The sequence below is a fragment of the Paenibacillus sp. TY11 genome, assembly GCF_059772165.1.
This window is the reverse complement of the sequence record NZ_JCBAIQ010000006.1, coordinates 77,241-96,670: the sequence shown is the minus strand read 5'-3', so window position 1 is coordinate 96,670 and position 19,430 is coordinate 77,241. Positions and strand designations below refer to the sequence as shown.

Genomic DNA, 19,430 nt, shown 5'->3' with positions numbered 1-19,430 from the left:
TCAGTCTTCCCCCAATTTCTCAAAACGTACAGATGTTATGTCCCCATTCCCATTACGCTGTGGGTACATGGAATATAAAGAGGAAGCATCCAGGGTAGATACATCAGGCTCAAACGGTTCAGAATACACATCGTACTCTGTCCCGTCGACTTGAATCGAAATCCCCTCCTGTAAGTTCATGCGAATTGCCTGTATGACCTGAGTTCCTTTAATCCGTTCCGGCAATCCCACCCCAGCAGTACGGGCTATTCGCCCTTCAGAATGCTCCTCTTGCTGTGATCTTAATTCCAGTGCACCATCCAGCTGGCTGGACAAGTCTGCTGCCGTTACACATGCGGTTATGAACAGAATAACTGACACACCAAGCCGCAGCATACTTGAAGCGTGATCAGACATACTCTCATCCCCCTTATGAATATTATCTTTGCTGTAGTGCTTAGGACTGGGTAAACAACAACCCACGGACAACGTTCGATTTGTCCTTGACGATTTCAGCCTTGAATTTGCCACTTGGATTTACGTATTCATTCTCTTTCTCATTAAGCGTATTCGTGATTTTCCCAGTCTTATCACTGCCGCCATTCACGGCGCCATACTGTTCACTGTCTGGGCTAATGTTCAGAGCATTACCATACCACTGGCCTGCCATATTTTTACCGGTTTTAATCTGAATGCCGAATTGGTCCTTCCCCTGAAACTTCCGCAGCGCATTGGTCACCTGGGAACCGCTAATCGTTGTGCCGTCATATACCGTAAAAGAGGCTTGAGACAATTCGGTCTGGATATCAGCAAAATTGTTTTGTGCCGTTTTAGTCGCCTCCTGGGCTGAAATAAACAGTATAACTACAATCGTAATTAGAGCGATGGTCAAAAATATCCCAGCGGCTACCTTTAGAGCTGTTGATGCGTTATTCATTATTTTTCTCTCCTCAGCTTGTTATTTTAAATTAGTCATAGTAGAACTTTCTTACTGAATTTTTTGTATTTGTTCATAATAGTTATCCATTTGAACAAAGCTCATGCCGATCAACGGAATCACCAAATATAAAAAGATAAGACCATACATCGGGGCAAAACCAATCATCCTTCCCCAGATAGCCTTGCTGTCTATTATTTTTTCATACTCCTGTCTTCTTTGTTCGAAATAGTAGGACATATGGGATTCCAAATCATCAAAGGCCTCTCGAATCGTAATTTTACCCAAAGACAAATGGAGCTTGTCCACTAGACGTTGAAACTCCGGCAAAGGTGCCTCTTCTTTTAGCAAGTCAAGAGCTGCCTCTGGCCCGTGTTCATAATGAAGCAAACATTTTTGCAGAGGTCTTTTGAATATAACTGAAAATCTATTCAGCCACTCCAATATTTCCTCGACAGACATTCGTTCCATAACCCGTAGAATGGAAATAACTGTTTGAAATTGATACACCTCATGCCTCATATCCAACCGACGCATTTTTCGTTGCAAATATAATAAAAGCATAGGCATTTGATAGGCTACATACCCAACAATCAAACTAATCAGCACTTCCCACCACTTGATGTATTCATCATTCCAAACTTTCAGCTTTTGGAGGATACGCCGAGTATTTGTGGATAGTTGTTCAGGAGTAGCAGTTCCATTAGCATTATGCTCTAAAGCAGCGTACGTCTGTTCGTATGTGCTGTTCATCCTCATGTTCAGCGAATGCATGATTTTGCGATCAATCTCACTCTGCTTCAAAGCTTCTTTTTGCTCCTCCGGACTTAAACGTCCAAACATTTGACCTGATTGTACTGGGGCGTGAAGGATATACGTTTTCTCAGCTTCATGTAAAATAAATATCGTACTGATACTGAGCACCAATCCTACGATAAAAAGAGCCATTCTGCGTATGTAGAGCCACTCCAGCTTAACCTCCGCACCACTTTCCTTTAATAGACGGGTTATTTGGAAATAAGAAGACATATGCTGACGCGGAATTAAAGAATCCACCACATTTCGAATGATGGGAAAACGGTATAGCTTCTGCTCCCAAACCCTCCGACCTCTACCCGCACGATATCCTGTCTCATCGTTCTGTTGCAGTTTCTGTAACAGGAAATAAGATACGATTATCACAATATAAACGGACAATTTCGTGATATAACCCAATTTTCCCTGATAAAACTCATCCATGGATGGAAAGCTGGATCTCGCCCATGTCTCGATTGGGGTGGTAAAGAAAACAGGTGCCAGTGCGATCACGTTTAGACTTTTTAACAGATAGTCCAGTTTATTTCTTCGCAGCAACTCCAACTGGATTTCGCGTGCGAGACTACCGAGCCCCTTCAAATAAATGGATCCACCCTCCTCAACCCGGTCACCAAACTCCATTACCATATACGAGATACCGGCAAAAGCTTTTAAAAATCGATTAGGAGCCGACTCATAGTATCTTTCCAATGCTTCGTGCGGATCAACATCTGTTAGCGCCTCATGGACGAGTCGTGCGTGTCTCCCCGCCTCTGCCTCCGCCAAATCAGCCGCTTCGGATATGGCTTCCTCCACCATGCCGTGCTGATGGTAATAATGACGTACATTGGCGAACAATTCGATCATCTGTGCAAGTAGCCTTTTTTCCATCCGGCTAATGGCCATATCCAAAATAAGACTGTTGATTACCACTCCGCATAAAACGGCCAATATTGAAAACTCTATTCCTGGCTTCATCATGACCAGCACAACGCCACTGCAAGCAAAAGCCCCCCAGATGAACAGTGTCATCTTCATAGTCTGTAGGCGAAGCTTGTACTCATCGTAGGCATGCTGACCAGCTAGTCGCTTACGTACACTCGTGATGTATCCGGATAAGAAAGGGACCTTCATACATAGCGTGTACAACTTATGCAGTAAGGCTTGCAGCTCACGTTGCAGTACCGCTTTTCCCTTGCGTCCTTCCTGCACAGAATAAATTCGTCCTCTGCGAACTGCATGACTACTGCGCTTACGCAACCCCCACAAAACTATATATAGAAGCGCAAAGCCCCCACCTGATACTAGTAAAATCCATAATAAAATTTCTTTAAGACTCATAGTCTTCCTCCCAATAACGGGTCAAAAAACTGCGGAAATCTCTGGCATCCTTTACATTCATCTGCTCACACATTTCTTTTACACTTTTGGCTGTTAAGGGCTCCATCGGTATATAGCTTCCGTTCCGATATTCCATAACGTGGCGATAACTATAGCTCGATGAAGCATTGGAGCCTGCATCCGTATGATCCGGGTCACACGGCACACATTCTGTGATCCGTTCGATGTAGCGTCGCCCTTCCGCATCACGTTTGAGATGCACATCAAAGTTAATGACATGAACTACCTGTTCCTCAGCGATGCCTTCATGCTGAAATACTCCTGTTTTGAGCAATGAATTACGAAGTGAAAACACGAGATCACGAAATGTTTTGGCATGATGAGTAAAAATGGTGAACAGACTGGCAACCTGCGACATTTGAATCATCCAAGCAGCTACTTCATCACTTGCTACTTCGCCTAGTATATTGACGGTTCCATCTGTTTTTTTCTGCAAGTCAAGTCCTTGTTGTCCTGAAATATGGTCCGTTTCTCGAAAGGTAAGAATGTTACGGCGACTGTAAATGCTGCGTAGATGCAGTTCAAAGGCCATTTCCTGAACACGAAGCGTATACGAAGCATAAATATGCTTGACCATCGCCATTAACAACGTCGTCTTACCTGAACCCTGCGCGCCTGTAATAGCAGTAATCCGGCTACCTTTCATTAAATAAGAAAGTAACTGGATTGGAAAATCAGCATTTTGTCCCTTAATTAACTGTTCCAGTGATGCGCTTTGAATATCGAATTTACGAACAAAGAAAGCCCACGATTCTGAGAAAGGAGGACGCACCACCACTACCCGCGACCCATCCTTCATTTCGTTGACCTTATAACCATTCGCTTCGGAAAGCTGTCCCGGGTAATTGTATTTGTAAATATTTTGGCACACCCTTTTAAGTTCACGCTCAGATCCGAAGGAAAGGAACGAAAGATGGATCGTTTTACCTTTATAAAAAATCCATACGCTCTCATAACCATTGGCAGTAGGCGCAGATGTTTGTTCAAATACATACCCATCCGAAGGCCAGTCTGATGATGCAGGAATCCCACCTTCCGGCATACCACTGACGCCCCCACTTACACCGTCGATCCGCTGGTCACGAATATCATCAATGACGGAAAAGCCTTTGTAATGCTGATAAATCCGCTGGACAATAATATCCACTTTCTCCAAAAAGGAAAGGGGGCGGTACTCACACTCATAGATATAGCGGATATCCTCTGCGGTAACGAGATAACTTCCATCTTCTTCACCTTGCTGTGAATACCTCATTTCGGCCAAGTCATAAGTATCCAGTAAACGTGATAGTGCATCAGCGCCAAACTTCTGCTGGTATTGGTAAAATATAATTTCGAATTGATCCTGTATGCTAAACAACTCAGGTCTGGAGAATGGCATAACAGTATCGACGATTTTCTCGTTCAAGCCGTAACCGTTAATCAGAAGCTCAGCCATCAGATTTTTAACAAAACGTTTATCTCCAATGCTGCCATTGGCACAGTCCTTTAACGCCCTGCGTAGTTCCGCCCTTTGATGGATACGCCGTCTATATTCCTCTTCATGCAATCCGGCATCCGCCATCTGGCTATGACTTAGTTCATGAAGTGCATTTTTGATATAATCTATTAATGTTTCGAATGTGGCATCTTCGTTCTTTTTTTCTACCCGAAGGGTTGAATGTCGCGAGTGAAGATTCCCTCGGTATTTAACAATAATCAGTACGATGCACATCAGTACTATACAGGTAAGAATCAATCCGTTGATCATTTGAGTGGACAGCATTTAAGCGCCCCTCTCCAAAGCCTTGAGCCGAAGATCGGACTCTGCCGCCTCCAGAATAGCTTTGCTGATATGCCGTATACTCTGCCCCCATCCTACGGGCATAAAAAGCTTGAGGTGCTGCTCTTTTCCACTTCGTACCTCACGCTGCACATGGCCGATCACATCCCTGCGGTTCCATGCGTCCATAAATCCGGTGCTATAAGGGACTGTATACAAAGCGCCTTTGTAGCCATATCTCCTGCGAATATTCGTTTCATTCACTTGAGAATGCACATCATATTTCCCAAGTACTATTAATAAGGGTAACGATGAGTAAGTAGATAACGGAGACACGGATTCAAAATAAGCATCTAATTCTCGCATATTCTGAGTGAGTGAAAGAACGGCCAGTTTGGCTCGTGCACATGCTTCATGCTGTACAGCCCCCCACCCTACTCCACTTCCTGCATCAATCAGCGTTAAATCATAATATTGATTCGCTGTATCTATTACTGCCCGTACAAGCCCTGGGGATAGTAACGGCGGTGCAGCTCCAAAGCTGGAGGTTCCCTCAAGTACATCCAAAGTATGTTCGAGTACAGGTGTCGTATAATTACGAATATTTTCTTTAGACAGTGTCCCTCGCAGAACTAAACGTGCGGCAGCATCCCAGCCCCCTTCCTGAAGCTGTAGGGTTGGATCATCCATACCATACTCCTGTATAGGAAATCCTGATTCAATACCGGTATATCTACGACCCAAATGAGTCAATAATAGTCTTCCTCTATATAGATTGCCTATGGTAATTGCTATTGCTGCTGCCAAAGAGCTACTTCCACTAGCCCCCTTAATGGGGCTCCAAAACAAAATGGTACTCATGCTCTACTCCTTTCCGCACGCTTTAGCGCACGACGACTCACTTTTAATTCCCAACTCATCCATTCCCCAATACAACGGCATAATTCTTTCTTATACATTCTGGATAGCGGTTTGAGTAGTAGCTGTTTTTTATGCTCATTTTCCAGTTTCAGAGCAAGCAGCCCCTCATCCCATGGCAGTACATATGGCTCTTGCTGCCAAGAAGCCGGGAAATGGTTCATGTATTCCCACAGATACGGCTCCTCCAGACCACAATCCACGGCCTGTAAAAATAGCTTGTGAAATACAAGATCTTTGGGGAATTCGGGTTGACTGAATAAATGCTCAAGCCAATTCTGTCCGTTGTGCATTAGCATACGGCTATAATCACTGACCCAAACTCGCAGTTCTGCCCCTTTCCAAACAGAAATTGGACAAAAATCAGGTAACTCTACATCCAAAATAACAATGTCATAAGCCTGCTCCGCCTTTTGATCAGTCATCATACCGATATGCAGGTCTTCCCATGCTGTAAATCCAATTGCTACATCAAAACCACTAAACTGCGTAATGGGAAGTGGTTTGTCGAGCATCCCTATGCTATACCGATACTGTCCCCGCAGCGTAGCATCCACAAGCAGTACCTGTTGGCCTGAAGCTGCTAATATGCTGCTGATGTATAACAAAGTATCGCTTTTGTCACAAAGCCCGGCAAATATCCATGTTTTCATACTTCCGTTCCTTTTCTCTCATTATTTGGCATATGGATCAGAGCTTCCGTCCTGCGTCAGAATCTTTGTTTGTTCTTGATGATCCTGCTCGTTCTCATATTCATTTCTTGTATCATCAATCCCGCTTGCTGGGTTTTCTATAGTAGCACCCGCATGCTGAGCTGCAATTTCCTCACTCAGACTTCTTTCCACAGGTGTTGAAATCACATTGTTTGACGAATTAATTGCATTTTCAAGCGAATCCCGCAGCTGCTTGGACAGCTTTTGTTCAGCAACACGTATCAAATTCGGATCACTATTCATTAACGCTAACACCTGCGCATTAGGCGGATAGGTCGGGATTGCCTTGGGCTGAAATTGGGGATCCACATACGTCAGAGCATAGATGGATGCTTTATGCAGATAGGCATCAACAATCGCACTCGAAAGCGATAATATTTCTTGCTCATTCAAAGTCACCCAGACAATTGGACCTTCCAGTCGGGAAATCTTCTTTTTGGATAATAGAATGTAATCCTGACCTGTTGGAAATTGAATGCGGATATCCACTTCGTCCCCCGATTTCAGGCTGTTGGGCAGTACCACCACCTTTAGCTCACGGTTGCGTAAATCTTTAGGTGTGGGTTCATCAGCAGTAATCATAGCCGATGTAAGCACAGACCCTTTTTTCAGCTCAATCTTGGCTGTGGTGCCGGAAACTTCACTTTTATCTGCCAGCAAATTTGATGGGGCCTGAGAACCGGGAACTTTAATTCCCTTCAAATCATTAGATGTAATCTGTTCACCTGGAGAAATGTCACGGACAACCGCCCAGCCTTTTTTCGCGGTTCGTTGCTCCTGTTCATACACTTTCCATTTCAGCTCTGCCTCCACTTCAGCCTGTTTCCTGACCTCATTCATTTGATGGGTATTAACCATAAGGTAGCCCACAAAGATAATGCCAACAATCCCCGCGCCAATACAACCGGCGTATAGTTTTTGCTTACTGCTTTTTCTTAGCTTGGACACACAACTTCTCCCCTGCCTCTTTTTGATATATACCTTTTTATTTAGCGCTGCCGTTTAAGGAATCCGAAGAGTTTTTTTCGGGTATCTGGAACGACTCCGCGAAACAGCTCATCCAGCACCTGATCCATCTCATCATCCCGTTCGAAGGGGTCTGAGTGGAACGGTAACGCAAATACTTTATCGTGATCCAGCTTCTTACGAAGCCTGCGAACCGCCTCCGAGGTTGCCAATGGCAAGCAGTAATTCCATTTATGCTGTGGGTGGCGCTGAAGAGATCGGGCTAGCCCTACTATATCCTGAACTCTCCATTCGGCCCCTGAGCCAACGACAAGCGGATAATCGGCTCTCAAAAATTCTTCCAGTCGTTCATTGTCCTGCCCACTCCCCAAATCCAGTACGATAAATCTATAGGAGCCGCCCAGCAAAGAAATGACATCTGCACGAGATGTTTGCCGCCAATAATGTACTCCATCGACTTCAAAACGCCGACTTGAACTCGCTCGTCCAAAGGGTATATCTTCCACGACTTCTTGAAGTCGGGCAAATGCTTTGGCTGTGCTATGCAGCTCAACCAAGGCTACGGAGCGGGACCTTCGAGCCAGATAGTGGCTCACCGCAATTGCTGTGTGCGTAGCACCGGAGCCGGAAGACACACCCAGCACAGCCACTACCCTTGTACCTGCATAATCCATTGAAGCATCACTAACGGATATTCCTTGTTGAGCAGGCTGAAAATCAGCACTCCGCCGCAGCTCTCCAATGACCTCTTCGGCAGACTGAAATCGTTCCTCAGGATGCTGACGTAGCAGCTTTCGAATCACCGGAATCAAATGACGAGGCAATTCCCCGCGAATATAGCCTTCTACTCCCGCCGTCCACTCGCTATATTTACCACCCGTACATAGATACAACAGTAGCGCTCCCAAACTGTACAGGTCCGATCGAGCATCCGTTTGTCCTGTTCCATATTGCTCCGGGGCAGCGAAGCCCACTGTACCGAGCTTTACCGTATCCTGATCCAGCTCAGCCTTATAACTCCTTGCTATTCCAAAATCAATCAGTTTAAATTCCATTTCCGGTGTCAGCATAATATTCGTCGGTTTAAGATCCCGATAAATGACTGGCGATTGACGGGTATGCAAATAATCCAACACATCTAGTACCTGCAAAGCGAATGGGACGATTTGCTCCTGTGGAATATAGCCTTGGTAGCCCTTTATGTATGCTTCCAGCGTAATTCCTTCGATGTAGTCCATGACCAGATATACCGCACCAGATGGAGGATGCTCGAAAAAATCAACAATTCTCGGTAAACGTGGATGGCTTAGCGAAATCAGCATCTCTGCTTCCGTCCGTACAAGCTTCATCACTTGTGGATCGGCAATCGACTCCTTCACTGCCCATTGCTTGCCTGGCAGCTTTAAATCTTCTGCCATGAACACGCTGCTCATTCCTCCCGAACCCAACGTGCGAACAATACGGTAACGCTCACCGACAATTGATCCGTATTCTAATTGTGATGGTTGCTTTATCATTCTCCTACCTCCCTTCTATAAGCAGACAACGCAAAAAAGGGAAAGCCGCCGCGAAACAAAGTTTCCATGTTGCCATGAAAACGATTTTCGCGGGATGCTTTCCCTTGATTTAAACATGATTATTATTTTTAAGGAACAATTTGGACTTATTATATAGCACACCTGTATCTATTGTAAAGTATTATTTTCCATACTTGTGTAAAGTATTATTTTCCATACTTGATCATGTACAGGGTAATCTCATCTCGGTTATGGAATAGCTGCTTAGCTCGCTGAATCTGCATGTCGGACTCTTCAAATGAAGCAATTACATCATGAATGAGCGCCAAGGGCTTTTTATGCATTAGCTTGACCGTAACGATAGCAGTACCACCACTCCGCAAACTATATAGTAAATCAGTAACGAGCCTTGCCATCTGCTTCGGACTCCAGCTCATATCACAAACCAGTAGATCGAACGTATTCTCTTTAAATTTGACTTCACTTGCATTTTTACGCAAAAAAGTCAGATTGGCGTACTTCATCAGTGATGGCTCCATCTTTGCCGGATCAACCGCCGTAACCTTCAGTCCCCGCTCCAGCAAGAAGGAAGTCCATCCACCCGGTGCTGCCCCAATATCCAGTCCCTGATGGAAAGCCCCAAAATCAATGCCGAACGTCGCTTCTGCTTCCAGTAGCTTGAATTTGGCACGAGAGATTTGTCCGTCCTCCTTCTGAAAACGAACCGCGCCTCCGCTCCAATCCGATAGGTTGTCCTCAGGGCGTGATACGCCTGCATACCACGTATCCGTATCTGCAAAAACGGACACAATAACATCGGCGCCTTGTACCGTCTGCTCCATAGGTAGATCACTTAATTGTTCACTCAAAGCCTGCTTGAGCGCACCTGCGCTTTCAGTCCAACTGCTATTAGATCCTTTACGCACTTGCAAAGAAACACGTTGATCTGTAAGTTCCCTGCGATTACGGATAAATGCAACTAGACGCTCCTGCACCTGAACCAGATCTGTTCCTTCCTCCTGAAAATGAACAGGAAACAAGTGACGTAAAAACATCGGCGGCTGACCTGTAATCGTCCTCACTGCCTCAATTTCTTCCGCAGGTAAAGTAGCCAGAAAAATTTCACCGGGTAAAAGCATCGTACTTTTCACAGAGCCAAATAATCTTCTAAGCTCCTCTTGAGCATAGGGTGCAAAACCGTGATTGGCCGTACAAATAAATCTTGACGGTGACAAAGTGGATTCACTCTGTTCATCTGTACTCATGTATAGTTCCTCCAAAATAACGTTACCCTCCAGTGCACACCCGAATCCAGGGACGTTCTCCATCCCATTCCAGCTCAACCGGAACTTCATAAGTGTGCATAATCAATTCTTTCGTCAAAACTTCTTTTTTTGGTCCAGCTGCTGCGACCTTACCATCACGAATCAACGCAACATGCGTAAAGAGGGGGACAATCTCCTCAATGTGATGAGTCACATAAACCACTGATAAGTCTCGCTTGCGGAGCCGATCAATCTCGACCAGCATTTTTTCCCGCTCAAATAAATCCAACCCGGCACAAGGCTCGTCCATAATTAGCAGACGAGGTTCTGCCATGAGTGAGCGGGCCAGCATCACCTTTTTACGTTCTCCTTGAGATAACGTCCCCAGCGGGTGATGAATTAGGTCACCTAAATTCATACCCTCCAGCAGAGATACAGCCTTTTCTTTTGCCTCCGTCGGAATCTCCTGATAAAAGCGCAAAAAAGCATACGCACCTGTAGCGACCACTTCCCAAACGGGATCTTTTAGCGCCAGCTTTTCCAGCAAGGTCTGGCTGATATATCCGATCTGCTTGCGAACTTCCCGCACATCACATTGACCATACGTTTGCCCAAGCACTTCAACCGTGCCACGACTTGGAAACATATACCCTGTCATCATTTCCAGCAATGTTGTTTTACCGGAACCATTGCGACCCAGAATAGCCCAATGTTCACCTTCTCGTATTTCCAGGCTTACATCGTCCAAAATTCGTCTTTCTTCCCACTGCAATGTAATGCTCTTCATGGATATCATTCCATCACGCTCCTTATCCTGCTCAGCAAGTGTTCTACAGATACCATTTTGTAGATGATTTCAGGATTTTTGTTCTCACCATTATATATAAGAAGCGCGGGAACGCTGGAAATCCGGTACTCCTGCACCAGTTCAGGAATATAGTTAATGTTGCTCTGCACCACTGCGTCTTCAGGGAGCAAATGCTCTGCTACCTCCAGCATTCTACGGGCAGCCGCGCATGTTCCGCACATGGGAGTGTACACAAACAAAGCCAGCTTGCATCCCTCCCATATGGCACGGCGCGCCTCTTTTTGTCCGATCTCCTTCATCGTTCAGACTCTTTTCTGATCTCTCGCATACGCTCCTCGGGTATTGGTCCGTTATGCACGGTGACTCCCTCTGGCTTATTCTCATAGAGTAGCTCATACATGGCTCGCCGCCCCTCCGGACTGGAGGAATGCAAGTAAATTTCACGTGGGTATAACTGTTTGCCTGCAATAGCAGCAGCCACATCCTTTCCCGTAGGCTGACCTGGACCCAAATCATAATCTAGCGATAGTATCGAAATAGGGTATTCATGAAGCAGCAGCAAACACTCATCCGCATCCCTTGCCAGCTTAAAGCCCGGAGGACAAGGCCGATAATCGTCCATAAACAAATGCATCAACATTTCCTCCTTTTCCCCAAAATGTAAGCTCACATAAGCCTCAAAGATAATGATTATCATCTATCAGACGGATTTATTGCCAGCTTTGAATCATTCGAATATCCTCCTGATGTGTCCCATCAGGTCCCGCCTCACTTTCCAAAACGACGGGAATACCTCTTACAGCCCTCTGTTCTGTCATCCAACGCATGCCCTCAATACCAATATAGCCTTGCCCCACACGCGCATGTCTGTCTTTTTTAGAGCCATACGGGTATTTGGAATCGTTCAAATGAACTCCACACAGGGCTGACCAATAGCCGAGACGATCCCCTTTTTCGATCAAAGCCTCGTCCATTCCACCGTTCCACAATCCCGCTGCATATGCATGACAAGTGTCCAAGCAAAAGCCGATACTGTCAGGATACCGGCACAACTGACGGATCTGCACCATTTCCTCAAGCGTGGTTCCCATGGGTCCATGATCTCCCGCCTGATTTTCGATCAATATTTTAGCATTTCCCTGCCAGCCTTCCAGCACATCATTAAAACAGTTAATGATATTACGGTAGCCCTCTAGAGGGTCTAACGAATGCATATGACCAAAATGAACGACAATCCCTTTTGACCCACAGGCTTCAGCAATATCCAGATCATTGCGTAATGAAGCAATCGTCAGCTCATAAAGTTCCTGACCACGCTCGGACCCATGAGCCGGATTAACGGGATATGGTGAATGAGCAATGGATTGAAGCTGGTGCTCTAAACAGTAAGCGTTGCAAGTAGCAGCATCAGTAGCACTCCATTCCTTCAGCCTAAGACTACGAGGATTTTTCGGGAAATATTGAAATGAATGTCCCCCCTGCTCTCGCGCACGCATAGCGGCTTTGGAAAAGCCACCACGCGTACTCACATGGGAGCCGATGAGCAATTTAGGCATCATGCTGCTGTACCGGGCAATAAAATGCTTTTTTCCCCGCCAGTTCAACCCTTACAATTTTCCCGCCACTTGGAGATTCTTCTCCTTCGCGGTCATATACTCGACACTGATGATCAAATCCACCTGTTAGCGTGTCCCCCTCCATTAGAGGCATTTCCATGTACCCGCCTTCCGCTGTAGCTTCACGTAGTACGGATTGAGTGGCATGATATAGCTTTTCCACTTTTTCTGGCGACTGCACAATGTTCTGTACTTTGGAACCCGGTGTAAATCCGGCGATATAAGCAATTTCGTCTGAATAACAATTGCCAATACCCGAAAAAATCTGCTGATTCACCAGCGTTGTTTTCAAAATTCCCCGGCGTCCCTTCAGCCGTGCTGTAAACTTTTCCAACGTCATGCGGCGGTCTAACGGATCAGGTCCCAGGTCTGACAATGCCTCCTCTGTTTCTTTAGCCGTCAGCAAGTGCAGATAACCTAAGCGCAGTCCCATAAAATAAAGCTTTACTCCGCTAAAATCCAATTCGATCTGAACCGTACGGTTTGGGCGCTGCTCCTCCGTTCCCAGATACAACAGTCCTCCCAGCATCAGATGAAGTACAAGCCGCCCACCCGTGTTTAAATGAAAAATCAAATGCTTGCCTCGACGCTCTAAATATACAACGGTCGTTCCCAGCAATTGCTTCTCAAACGTTTCCACTTCAGTATTAATGGACTTTTCACGGCTAACCGTCACTCCAGTAATCGGAATGTCCAAAATTTGTTTTGATAATAAGATTCTGTAGTTTTCCATTTCAGGAAGTTCCGGCATAACAACATCTTTCCTTTCGTAGCTACATAGCTTTTAATTCTCGCAAGTTTTGTAAGACATATACTTTCTATTATTTCAGCTCTTCTTTCATCCAGTCCTGCAGTTCAGCGAGATTGTCAAACATCAGGTCAGGTTTCACTCCAACGGTACGCACATGCTCGTTCATATTAGCGCGGGTCGTCACGCCCGACAGGATCAGAGCTGTTTTACAACCTGCTGCTGCACCTGCCGCAATATCTGTAAGCATATTATCGCCCACAACGAGAGCTTCATCCGCCCTAATGTTTAAGCGGTTCAGCGCATAGTTCATCAATACGCTTGAAGGCTTGCCGATGACAATAGGCTTTACCTGTGAAGCCGCTTCAATTGCAGCTCCAATCGTACCTGCACCTGGCGTTAGCCCATCATGTGAAGGCAATTGGAGATCCGGGTTTGTCAAAATAAAAGTTGCTCCTTCCCGAATCCAACGCATGGCAGCGGCCAGCGCATCATATGTAAATTGACGATCTATCCCCTGTACCACATAATCAGGATGGTTCTCAACAAGCTGCAAACCGGCCCCTGTAAGTGCATCGCGTAATCCTGTTTCACCAATACAATATACACGAGCTCCAGGAGTTTGCTGTGCAACATATTGTGCAGCTGCTAACGCTGAAGTATATACTTCATGGCTGGCCGCTTCAATTCCCATACCAACCAAATGCTCGGCCACCGATTCGGGTGTGCGTGAAGCATTGTTTGTAACATAAGCATAAGGTATCTGATCTGTACGCAATCGGGATATGAACAGATCCGCACCCTTGATCATCCGATTTCCATGATAAAGTGTTCCATCCAGATCAATCAGTAACGATTTTATCGCAATCCCCTCCCCCACTTCAAATCCATTCATCATCACATTGAAAATTTTAATTCATCCCATGAATGATGTTCTCCCTCTTATTTAACCACCTTAATTATTCAGGTCATAAAATAATAATCGGCCATCTCCATTCATCTCATCTATCTTAAGTCAAAAATGCTTATGAAGTCCATGAATTGCTGGTAAACCGTCCAAAATAGCGCCATTCCTCGCTAAATGCTGTCGCTTTCACATGACATAAGCTCACTTCTTCGTCGAAATCCATCGAAGGTGCTACTTCTTCCAAGAAAATTTCCTGTATTTCCTGGCCATGCTCAAGAAACAAAATCCTTTAAATTCGATATATAGAAAGTCAAATATGACACGCTTCCATATGTGGTAGCACAAATTCATCCCACCCCACCGTGTGCCGCTCTCATCTCTTGTCGCATCCTGCGCTTTCCCGGAAAATAATTTCGGGTTAAAAACAAAGGCACCGGAGCAAGCCCCAGCACCCATGCACATATCTTCTTTCCAATCGTTTATTAACCGATATCGGGTACCGGTAACAACACATGCTGCTCCGCAAGCAATGAATTGGGAAATATGCTTCTCGCTTCTTCCAGCAACGGCTGAAGCTGCTCCTGATCTTTATACCTGGAACTAAAATGCGTCATGATTAACTGACCCGCACCTGCTGCTTTTGCAGCTTCCGCTGCCTGAAGCGCCGTACTATGATGATACTCGTACGCTGTATCCGCCAGCTCATGCAGAAAAGTGGCTTCATGAACGACGACAGTTGCATCTTGAGCCAGCACTACCGTATTCGGACAAGGTCTCGTATCTCCTAAAATAGTGATGGTACGCCCTTTTTTCGGTGAACCCAATACATCCTGGGGATGCAGAATAACTCCACCCTCTACCTCCACGCTTTCTCCACGCTTTAACTTACCGTATACCGGACCGGGTTTGATCCCATATCGCTCCAGCAGTTCTTGGTTGAGCTTACCGGGCTTATCCATCTCTACAATTCGGTAGCCATAGCTGTCGATTCGATGATCCAGCAAAGCTGATTCCACCCGAAATTGACCGTCATCAAACAGAACCCCACCCGTATGCTCCACAATATGTAGCTGGTAATTGATACGCGATTGGCTGATCCCTAAAGATAGTTCGATATATTGCTTGAGTCCAGGCGGTCCATATACCGTTAGTGGTGCCGTGCCCCCCTGATACGCCCTGCTCGACAACAGACCCGGCAGACCAAAAACATGATCCCCATGCAAATGGGTGATAAATATTTTTTCAAGTCTGCTTAGCTTGAGCGGCGAACGCAATACCTCCTGTTGAGTGCCTTCGCCGCAGTCGAACAACCACATGCTTCTTCGTTCTTCCAGCAAACGAAGTGCAATGGACGTTACATTTCGCTGAATCGTAGGCACCCCTGCATTTGTACCGAGAAAATAAAATTCCATGACATTAACCTTCTTCCTGCTGACCAGCAAAAAACCTCCGAAGCTCGGAGGGTATTTGCTATCCCATCTGATAAAGGTGTTAAACCTTTTCGACGTTAAAATACTGCGCCTGAGGGTGGCTGAACACCATGGCTGATACAGAAGCCTCCGGTTCCATCATAAACCCTTCCGTCAGCTCAACGCCAATATCCTCAGGTTTTAACAAGTGGAACAACGGCCCCTGATCCTCCAGATCCGGACATGCCGGATAGCCAAAGGATACTCGTATGCCTTGATATCTAGCACCGTGTCGCTGTTTCATCGTCATATCGGCAGGGTCCGGGAAACCCCAGCTATCCCTGATAATATGATGAAGCCGTTCCGCCAGCCCTTCTGCCACTTCGAGCGCCACCGCTTGAAGTGCATGAGAGCGCAGATAATCCCCCTTATCTTTCCACTGGGTAGATATCTGCTGAATGCCATGACCAGCTGTAACGACCATGAAACCTACATAGTCCATAACCCCGGATTCCACTGATTTCAAAAAATCAGCCAGACATAGATAAGGCTCTACCTGCTGACGTGGGAACGTAAATGTGTGCAGTACCTTGCTCACATCCGACGGATCATAGATCAGAATTTGGTCTCCTTGGGACTGCGCCGGAAAGAAACGATACATAGCATGTGCCTGAATAATTCCGTCTGTAACAGCTTCAAACATGATGCTGTCCACGGTTTCCTTCAACTGAATCGCTTTCGGATCTCCCGAAGCCAGCAGTTGCTCAACATTTCCTTTTAAACCAAGATGATGCCCCATCAGCATCTGCATATTCACATAAGGCAGAATATAATTCAGTGGATAGTTACGTAGTACATGGCGATCCGTATCCGGTGGAATATAGACGGGCAAATCCTGAGCAATGTTAGAGCGCACAGCCCGAGTAAGCTTAGGGAGCGGCTTGACTTCAACAACTGTTGCCGCTTCTGCCTCCCGTTCAGCCTCCATGTCCTCAGCCATTTTTTTGCGAGACTCAGGGTTCATAAGCTTATTGGCAATATCCAGGCCATCCATAGCATCTTTCGCATAGGCAACCAGACCATCATACTCAGGACGGATACGATTTTTAGTGAACTTACGCGTTAAAGCAGCTCCACCAACCATGATTGGAATATCAATATTCGCATTTTTCAAATCCTGTGCGGTTAGTACCATTTGTTGTGCTGATTTAACAAGCAGACCGGATAAGCCAATCATGTCGGCCTTTTCTTCACGATAAGCCTCAATAATACGTTCTGGTGGTACTTTTATACCCAGATTCACGATATGGTAACCATTGTTGGATAGAATAATCTCCACCAGATTCTTACCAATGTCATGCACATCACCTTTGACCGTAGCCAATAAAATCTTACCTTTTACCGAGGATTCATTCTTCTCCATGAACGGCTCTAAATAGGCTACTGACGCCTTCATCACTTCAGCGCTTTGCAGTACCTCTGCAACAATCAGTTCATTATTGTTAAACAGCCGTCCTACTTCTTCCATTCCCTTCATCAGCGGGCCGTTAATAATCTCCAGCGAAGAATATTTGACGAGCGCTTGCTCCAGATCCGGAATCAGTCCCTCCTTACTTCCCTCCACTACATAGGAAGCCAGTCGTTCTTCGAGCGAAAGGTTGGATATCTTTTCTTTTTTCTCCACTTTCTTGTTGCGGAAAGCTGCTACAAAAGCGGATAAAGTATCGTCATTTGTTCTATAGATCAAGTCTTCCGCAAGTTTCCGTTCATGCTCAGGAATGGATGCATAACGTTCAAGCTTCTCAGTGTTTACAATCGCATAGTCCAGACCTGCTTTGGTGCATTCATATAAATAGACGGAATTGAGCACTTCACGACCCGCCTCCGGCAAACCAAAGGAGACGTTACTGATGCCCAGGATGGTATGAACCCCGGGAAGCGCTTCTTTAATGATACGAATGCCCTCAATCGTTTCCTTAGCTGAACCGATATATTGCTCATCACCTGTTCCTACTGGGAATACGAGCGTATCAAAAATTAGATCCTCCGCCGCCAGACCGTAACGGTTCACCAACAGATCATAAGAACGTTTAGCTACCTCAAGCTTATCCTCACGCGAAATAGCCTGTCCACGTTCATCAATCGTTCCAACAACAACAGCCGCGCCGTATTTATGAATAAGAGGAGCCATTTTCTCAAATTTCTCTTCACCATCCTCCAAATTAATGGAGTTAATAATTGCCTTACCTTGCGAATATTGTAGTGCTTTATCAATGACTTTGATATCCGTGGTATCAATCACCAAAGGCACCTTTACCTTGTTCACAACCAGTTTCAAAAAAGCTTCCATATCCGTCATTTCATCGCGGTCAGGATCCTGCACACAAATATCAATGACATGTGCTCCGCTTTTTACCTGAGCGCGGGCAATTTCAGATGCCTCTTCATATTTTCCTTCCACGATCAAACGCTTGAATTTGCGGGAGCCCAAGACATTCGTTCGCTCACCAACCATATACGGACGATTGTCCTGTTCAATATATACAGGCTCAATACCTGATACAGCAGGAGGATGATGACCTACCAGCAGACGGGGCTCAAACTGCGCCATATGTTCACTCATAACCCGAATATGCTCAGGCGTGGTACCACAACAACCCCCTGCAATATTCAGCCAGCCTTTTTCAGCGAAAGCAGCCATTTTACGAGCTAATGAATCAGGAGATTCATGGTATTGACCATTTTCATCGGGTAAGCCCGCATTTGGATAACAGCTAATAGCTGCAGAGGACATTTCAGACAACGAGCGAATATGATCACGCATAAACTCTGGACCTGTGGCACAATTCAGCCCAATCGAGATTGGATGTAAGTGTTCCAGTGATATGGAAAAGGATTCGATATTTTGTCCGGCCAACGTCGTTCCCATGGGCTCAATCGTGCCTGAGATCATTAGCGGAAGCTCGATACCTGTCTGCTCAAAAGCCTGTCGAATTCCGATACTTCCAGCTTTGACGTTAAGCGTATCCTGTGATGTCTCCAATAGTAGAACATCCACCCCGCCTTCAATAAGCGCCAAGGCCTGCTCTTGATAGCTTTCAATCAACTCTGCAAATGTAACGCCACCTGTGACAGACAAGGTTTTCGTGGTTGGACCCATAGCTCCTACAACAAAACGGGGCTTGTCCGCGGTGCTATATTTATCCACTGCGTTTCGCGCCAGTTTGGCCGCCACCAGATTAATTTCACGGGCACGTTCTGGTATATCGTAATCCGCCAAAACGACGGATGTTGCTCCAAATGTATTCGTTTCAATCAGATCTGCCCCGGCCTTCAAGTATGCTTCATGAATCCCTTGAATGACATCCGGTCTCGTTAAGACCAGCATCTCGTTGCAGCCCTCCAGCTCTTCCCCACCAAAATCATCGGGCGAAAGGTCCTCCTGCTGAATCATGGTGCCCATGGCCCCATCAAGAAGGAGTATTCTTCGTTGTAACGCATCCTGTAAGCTAACTTTATCCAAAATTTCTTCACCCCCGCAAAACGTTAAATCCTAGTTTAGCAGAAACCGTATCATTTAGATAGATTGAAGTAAAAACATACGTTTTATGCAGGTTGTTCTTTGTATAAACGACTCATCTAATCCATTTTTGTAGTTTGTAGCATTATTGAACGTACTTAAACCCGTA

Annotated in this window: 17 protein-coding genes; all 17 read right to left on the bottom strand. The window is 45.7% G+C overall.

The features are described from left to right. The 17 genes from AC6EJC_RS08065 to metH all read right to left on the bottom strand — a co-directional run bounded on the left by AC6EJC_RS08065 (nucleotide 1) and on the right by metH (nucleotide 19,264). Nucleotides 1-396 (bottom strand): hypothetical protein, encoded by a 396-nt coding sequence (locus tag AC6EJC_RS08065; RefSeq protein ID WP_444953501.1) that lies wholly within the window; start codon nucleotides 394-396, stop codon nucleotides 1-3. Between the two features lie 40 nt (nucleotides 397-436). Then, nucleotides 437-916, bottom strand: coding sequence for a hypothetical protein (locus tag AC6EJC_RS08060; RefSeq protein WP_023988985.1), 480 nt, complete (start codon nucleotides 914-916; stop codon nucleotides 437-439). A 51-nt stretch (nucleotides 917-967) separates the two neighbouring features. After that, nucleotides 968-3,052, bottom strand: a complete 2,085-nt coding sequence (locus AC6EJC_RS08055; RefSeq protein WP_444953500.1) for a hypothetical protein — start codon at nucleotides 3,050-3,052, stop codon at nucleotides 968-970. After that, the gene (locus AC6EJC_RS08050; RefSeq protein WP_444953499.1) at nucleotides 3,042-4,877 is read right to left on the bottom strand and encodes a pilus assembly protein CpaF; all 1,836 of its coding nucleotides are present in this window, start codon (nucleotides 4,875-4,877) and stop codon (nucleotides 3,042-3,044) included. Before AC6EJC_RS08050 ends, AC6EJC_RS08055 begins: the two co-directional genes overlap by 11 nt. Then, nucleotides 4,878-5,735 carry a hypothetical protein gene (locus AC6EJC_RS08045; protein ID WP_444953498.1) on the bottom strand — a complete coding sequence of 286 codons (858 nt, stop codon included), beginning with the start codon at nucleotides 5,733-5,735 and terminating at the stop codon, nucleotides 4,878-4,880. After that, complete coding sequence (locus tag AC6EJC_RS08040; RefSeq protein ID WP_444953497.1) at nucleotides 5,732-6,445, bottom strand: hypothetical protein; 714 nt, start codon at nucleotides 6,443-6,445, stop codon at nucleotides 5,732-5,734. Before AC6EJC_RS08040 ends, AC6EJC_RS08045 begins: the two co-directional genes overlap by 4 nt. A 21-nt stretch (nucleotides 6,446-6,466) precedes the next feature. Continuing rightward, nucleotides 6,467-7,453, bottom strand: a complete 987-nt coding sequence (locus tag AC6EJC_RS08035) for an SAF domain-containing protein (RefSeq protein ID WP_444953496.1) — start codon at nucleotides 7,451-7,453, stop codon at nucleotides 6,467-6,469. A gap of 41 nt (nucleotides 7,454-7,494) precedes the next feature. Then, nucleotides 7,495-8,988: a protein kinase domain-containing protein gene (locus AC6EJC_RS08030; RefSeq protein ID WP_444953495.1), complete on the bottom strand. Its 1,494-nt coding sequence runs from the start codon at nucleotides 8,986-8,988 to the stop codon at nucleotides 7,495-7,497. Nucleotides 8,989-9,194: 206 nt separating this feature from the next. Further along, nucleotides 9,195-10,253, bottom strand: a complete 1,059-nt coding sequence (locus AC6EJC_RS08025; RefSeq protein WP_444953494.1) for a 23S rRNA (cytidine(2498)-2'-O)-methyltransferase RlmM — start codon at nucleotides 10,251-10,253, stop codon at nucleotides 9,195-9,197. A 22-nt stretch (nucleotides 10,254-10,275) separates the two neighbouring features. After that, on the bottom strand, nucleotides 10,276-11,049 hold the full coding sequence (locus tag AC6EJC_RS08020; protein ID WP_444953493.1) for an ABC transporter ATP-binding protein: 774 nt from the start codon (nucleotides 11,047-11,049) through the stop codon (nucleotides 10,276-10,278). Further along, entirely contained in the window at nucleotides 11,046-11,360 is a 315-nt protein-coding gene (locus tag AC6EJC_RS08015; RefSeq protein ID WP_444953492.1) for a thioredoxin family protein, read from the bottom strand. The genes AC6EJC_RS08020 and AC6EJC_RS08015 overlap by 4 nt, the downstream gene beginning before the upstream one ends. After that, nucleotides 11,357-11,695, bottom strand: coding sequence for a cyclic-phosphate processing receiver domain-containing protein (locus tag AC6EJC_RS08010; protein ID WP_444953491.1), 339 nt, complete (start codon nucleotides 11,693-11,695; stop codon nucleotides 11,357-11,359). Before AC6EJC_RS08010 ends, AC6EJC_RS08015 begins: the two co-directional genes overlap by 4 nt. Before the next feature lie 76 nt (nucleotides 11,696-11,771). Next, complete coding sequence (locus AC6EJC_RS08005; protein ID WP_444953669.1) at nucleotides 11,772-12,620, bottom strand: deoxyribonuclease IV; 849 nt, start codon at nucleotides 12,618-12,620, stop codon at nucleotides 11,772-11,774. Further along, nucleotides 12,610-13,428: an Fpg/Nei family DNA glycosylase gene (locus AC6EJC_RS08000; protein WP_444953490.1), complete on the bottom strand. Its 819-nt coding sequence runs from the start codon at nucleotides 13,426-13,428 to the stop codon at nucleotides 12,610-12,612. Before AC6EJC_RS08000 ends, AC6EJC_RS08005 begins: the two co-directional genes overlap by 11 nt. A 70-nt stretch (nucleotides 13,429-13,498) precedes the next feature. Beyond that, on the bottom strand, nucleotides 13,499-14,323 hold the full coding sequence (nucF, locus tag AC6EJC_RS07995; RefSeq protein ID WP_444953489.1) for a 5' nucleotidase NucF: 825 nt from the start codon (nucleotides 14,321-14,323) through the stop codon (nucleotides 13,499-13,501). A 491-nt stretch (nucleotides 14,324-14,814) separates the two neighbouring features. Then, nucleotides 14,815-15,744: a ribonuclease Z gene (gene rnz, locus AC6EJC_RS07990; protein ID WP_444953488.1), complete on the bottom strand. Its 930-nt coding sequence runs from the start codon at nucleotides 15,742-15,744 to the stop codon at nucleotides 14,815-14,817. A gap of 79 nt (nucleotides 15,745-15,823) precedes the next feature. Next, nucleotides 15,824-19,264: a methionine synthase gene (gene metH / locus AC6EJC_RS07985; protein ID WP_444953487.1), complete on the bottom strand. Its 3,441-nt coding sequence runs from the start codon at nucleotides 19,262-19,264 to the stop codon at nucleotides 15,824-15,826. Nucleotides 19,265-19,430: the final 166 nt, after the last annotated feature.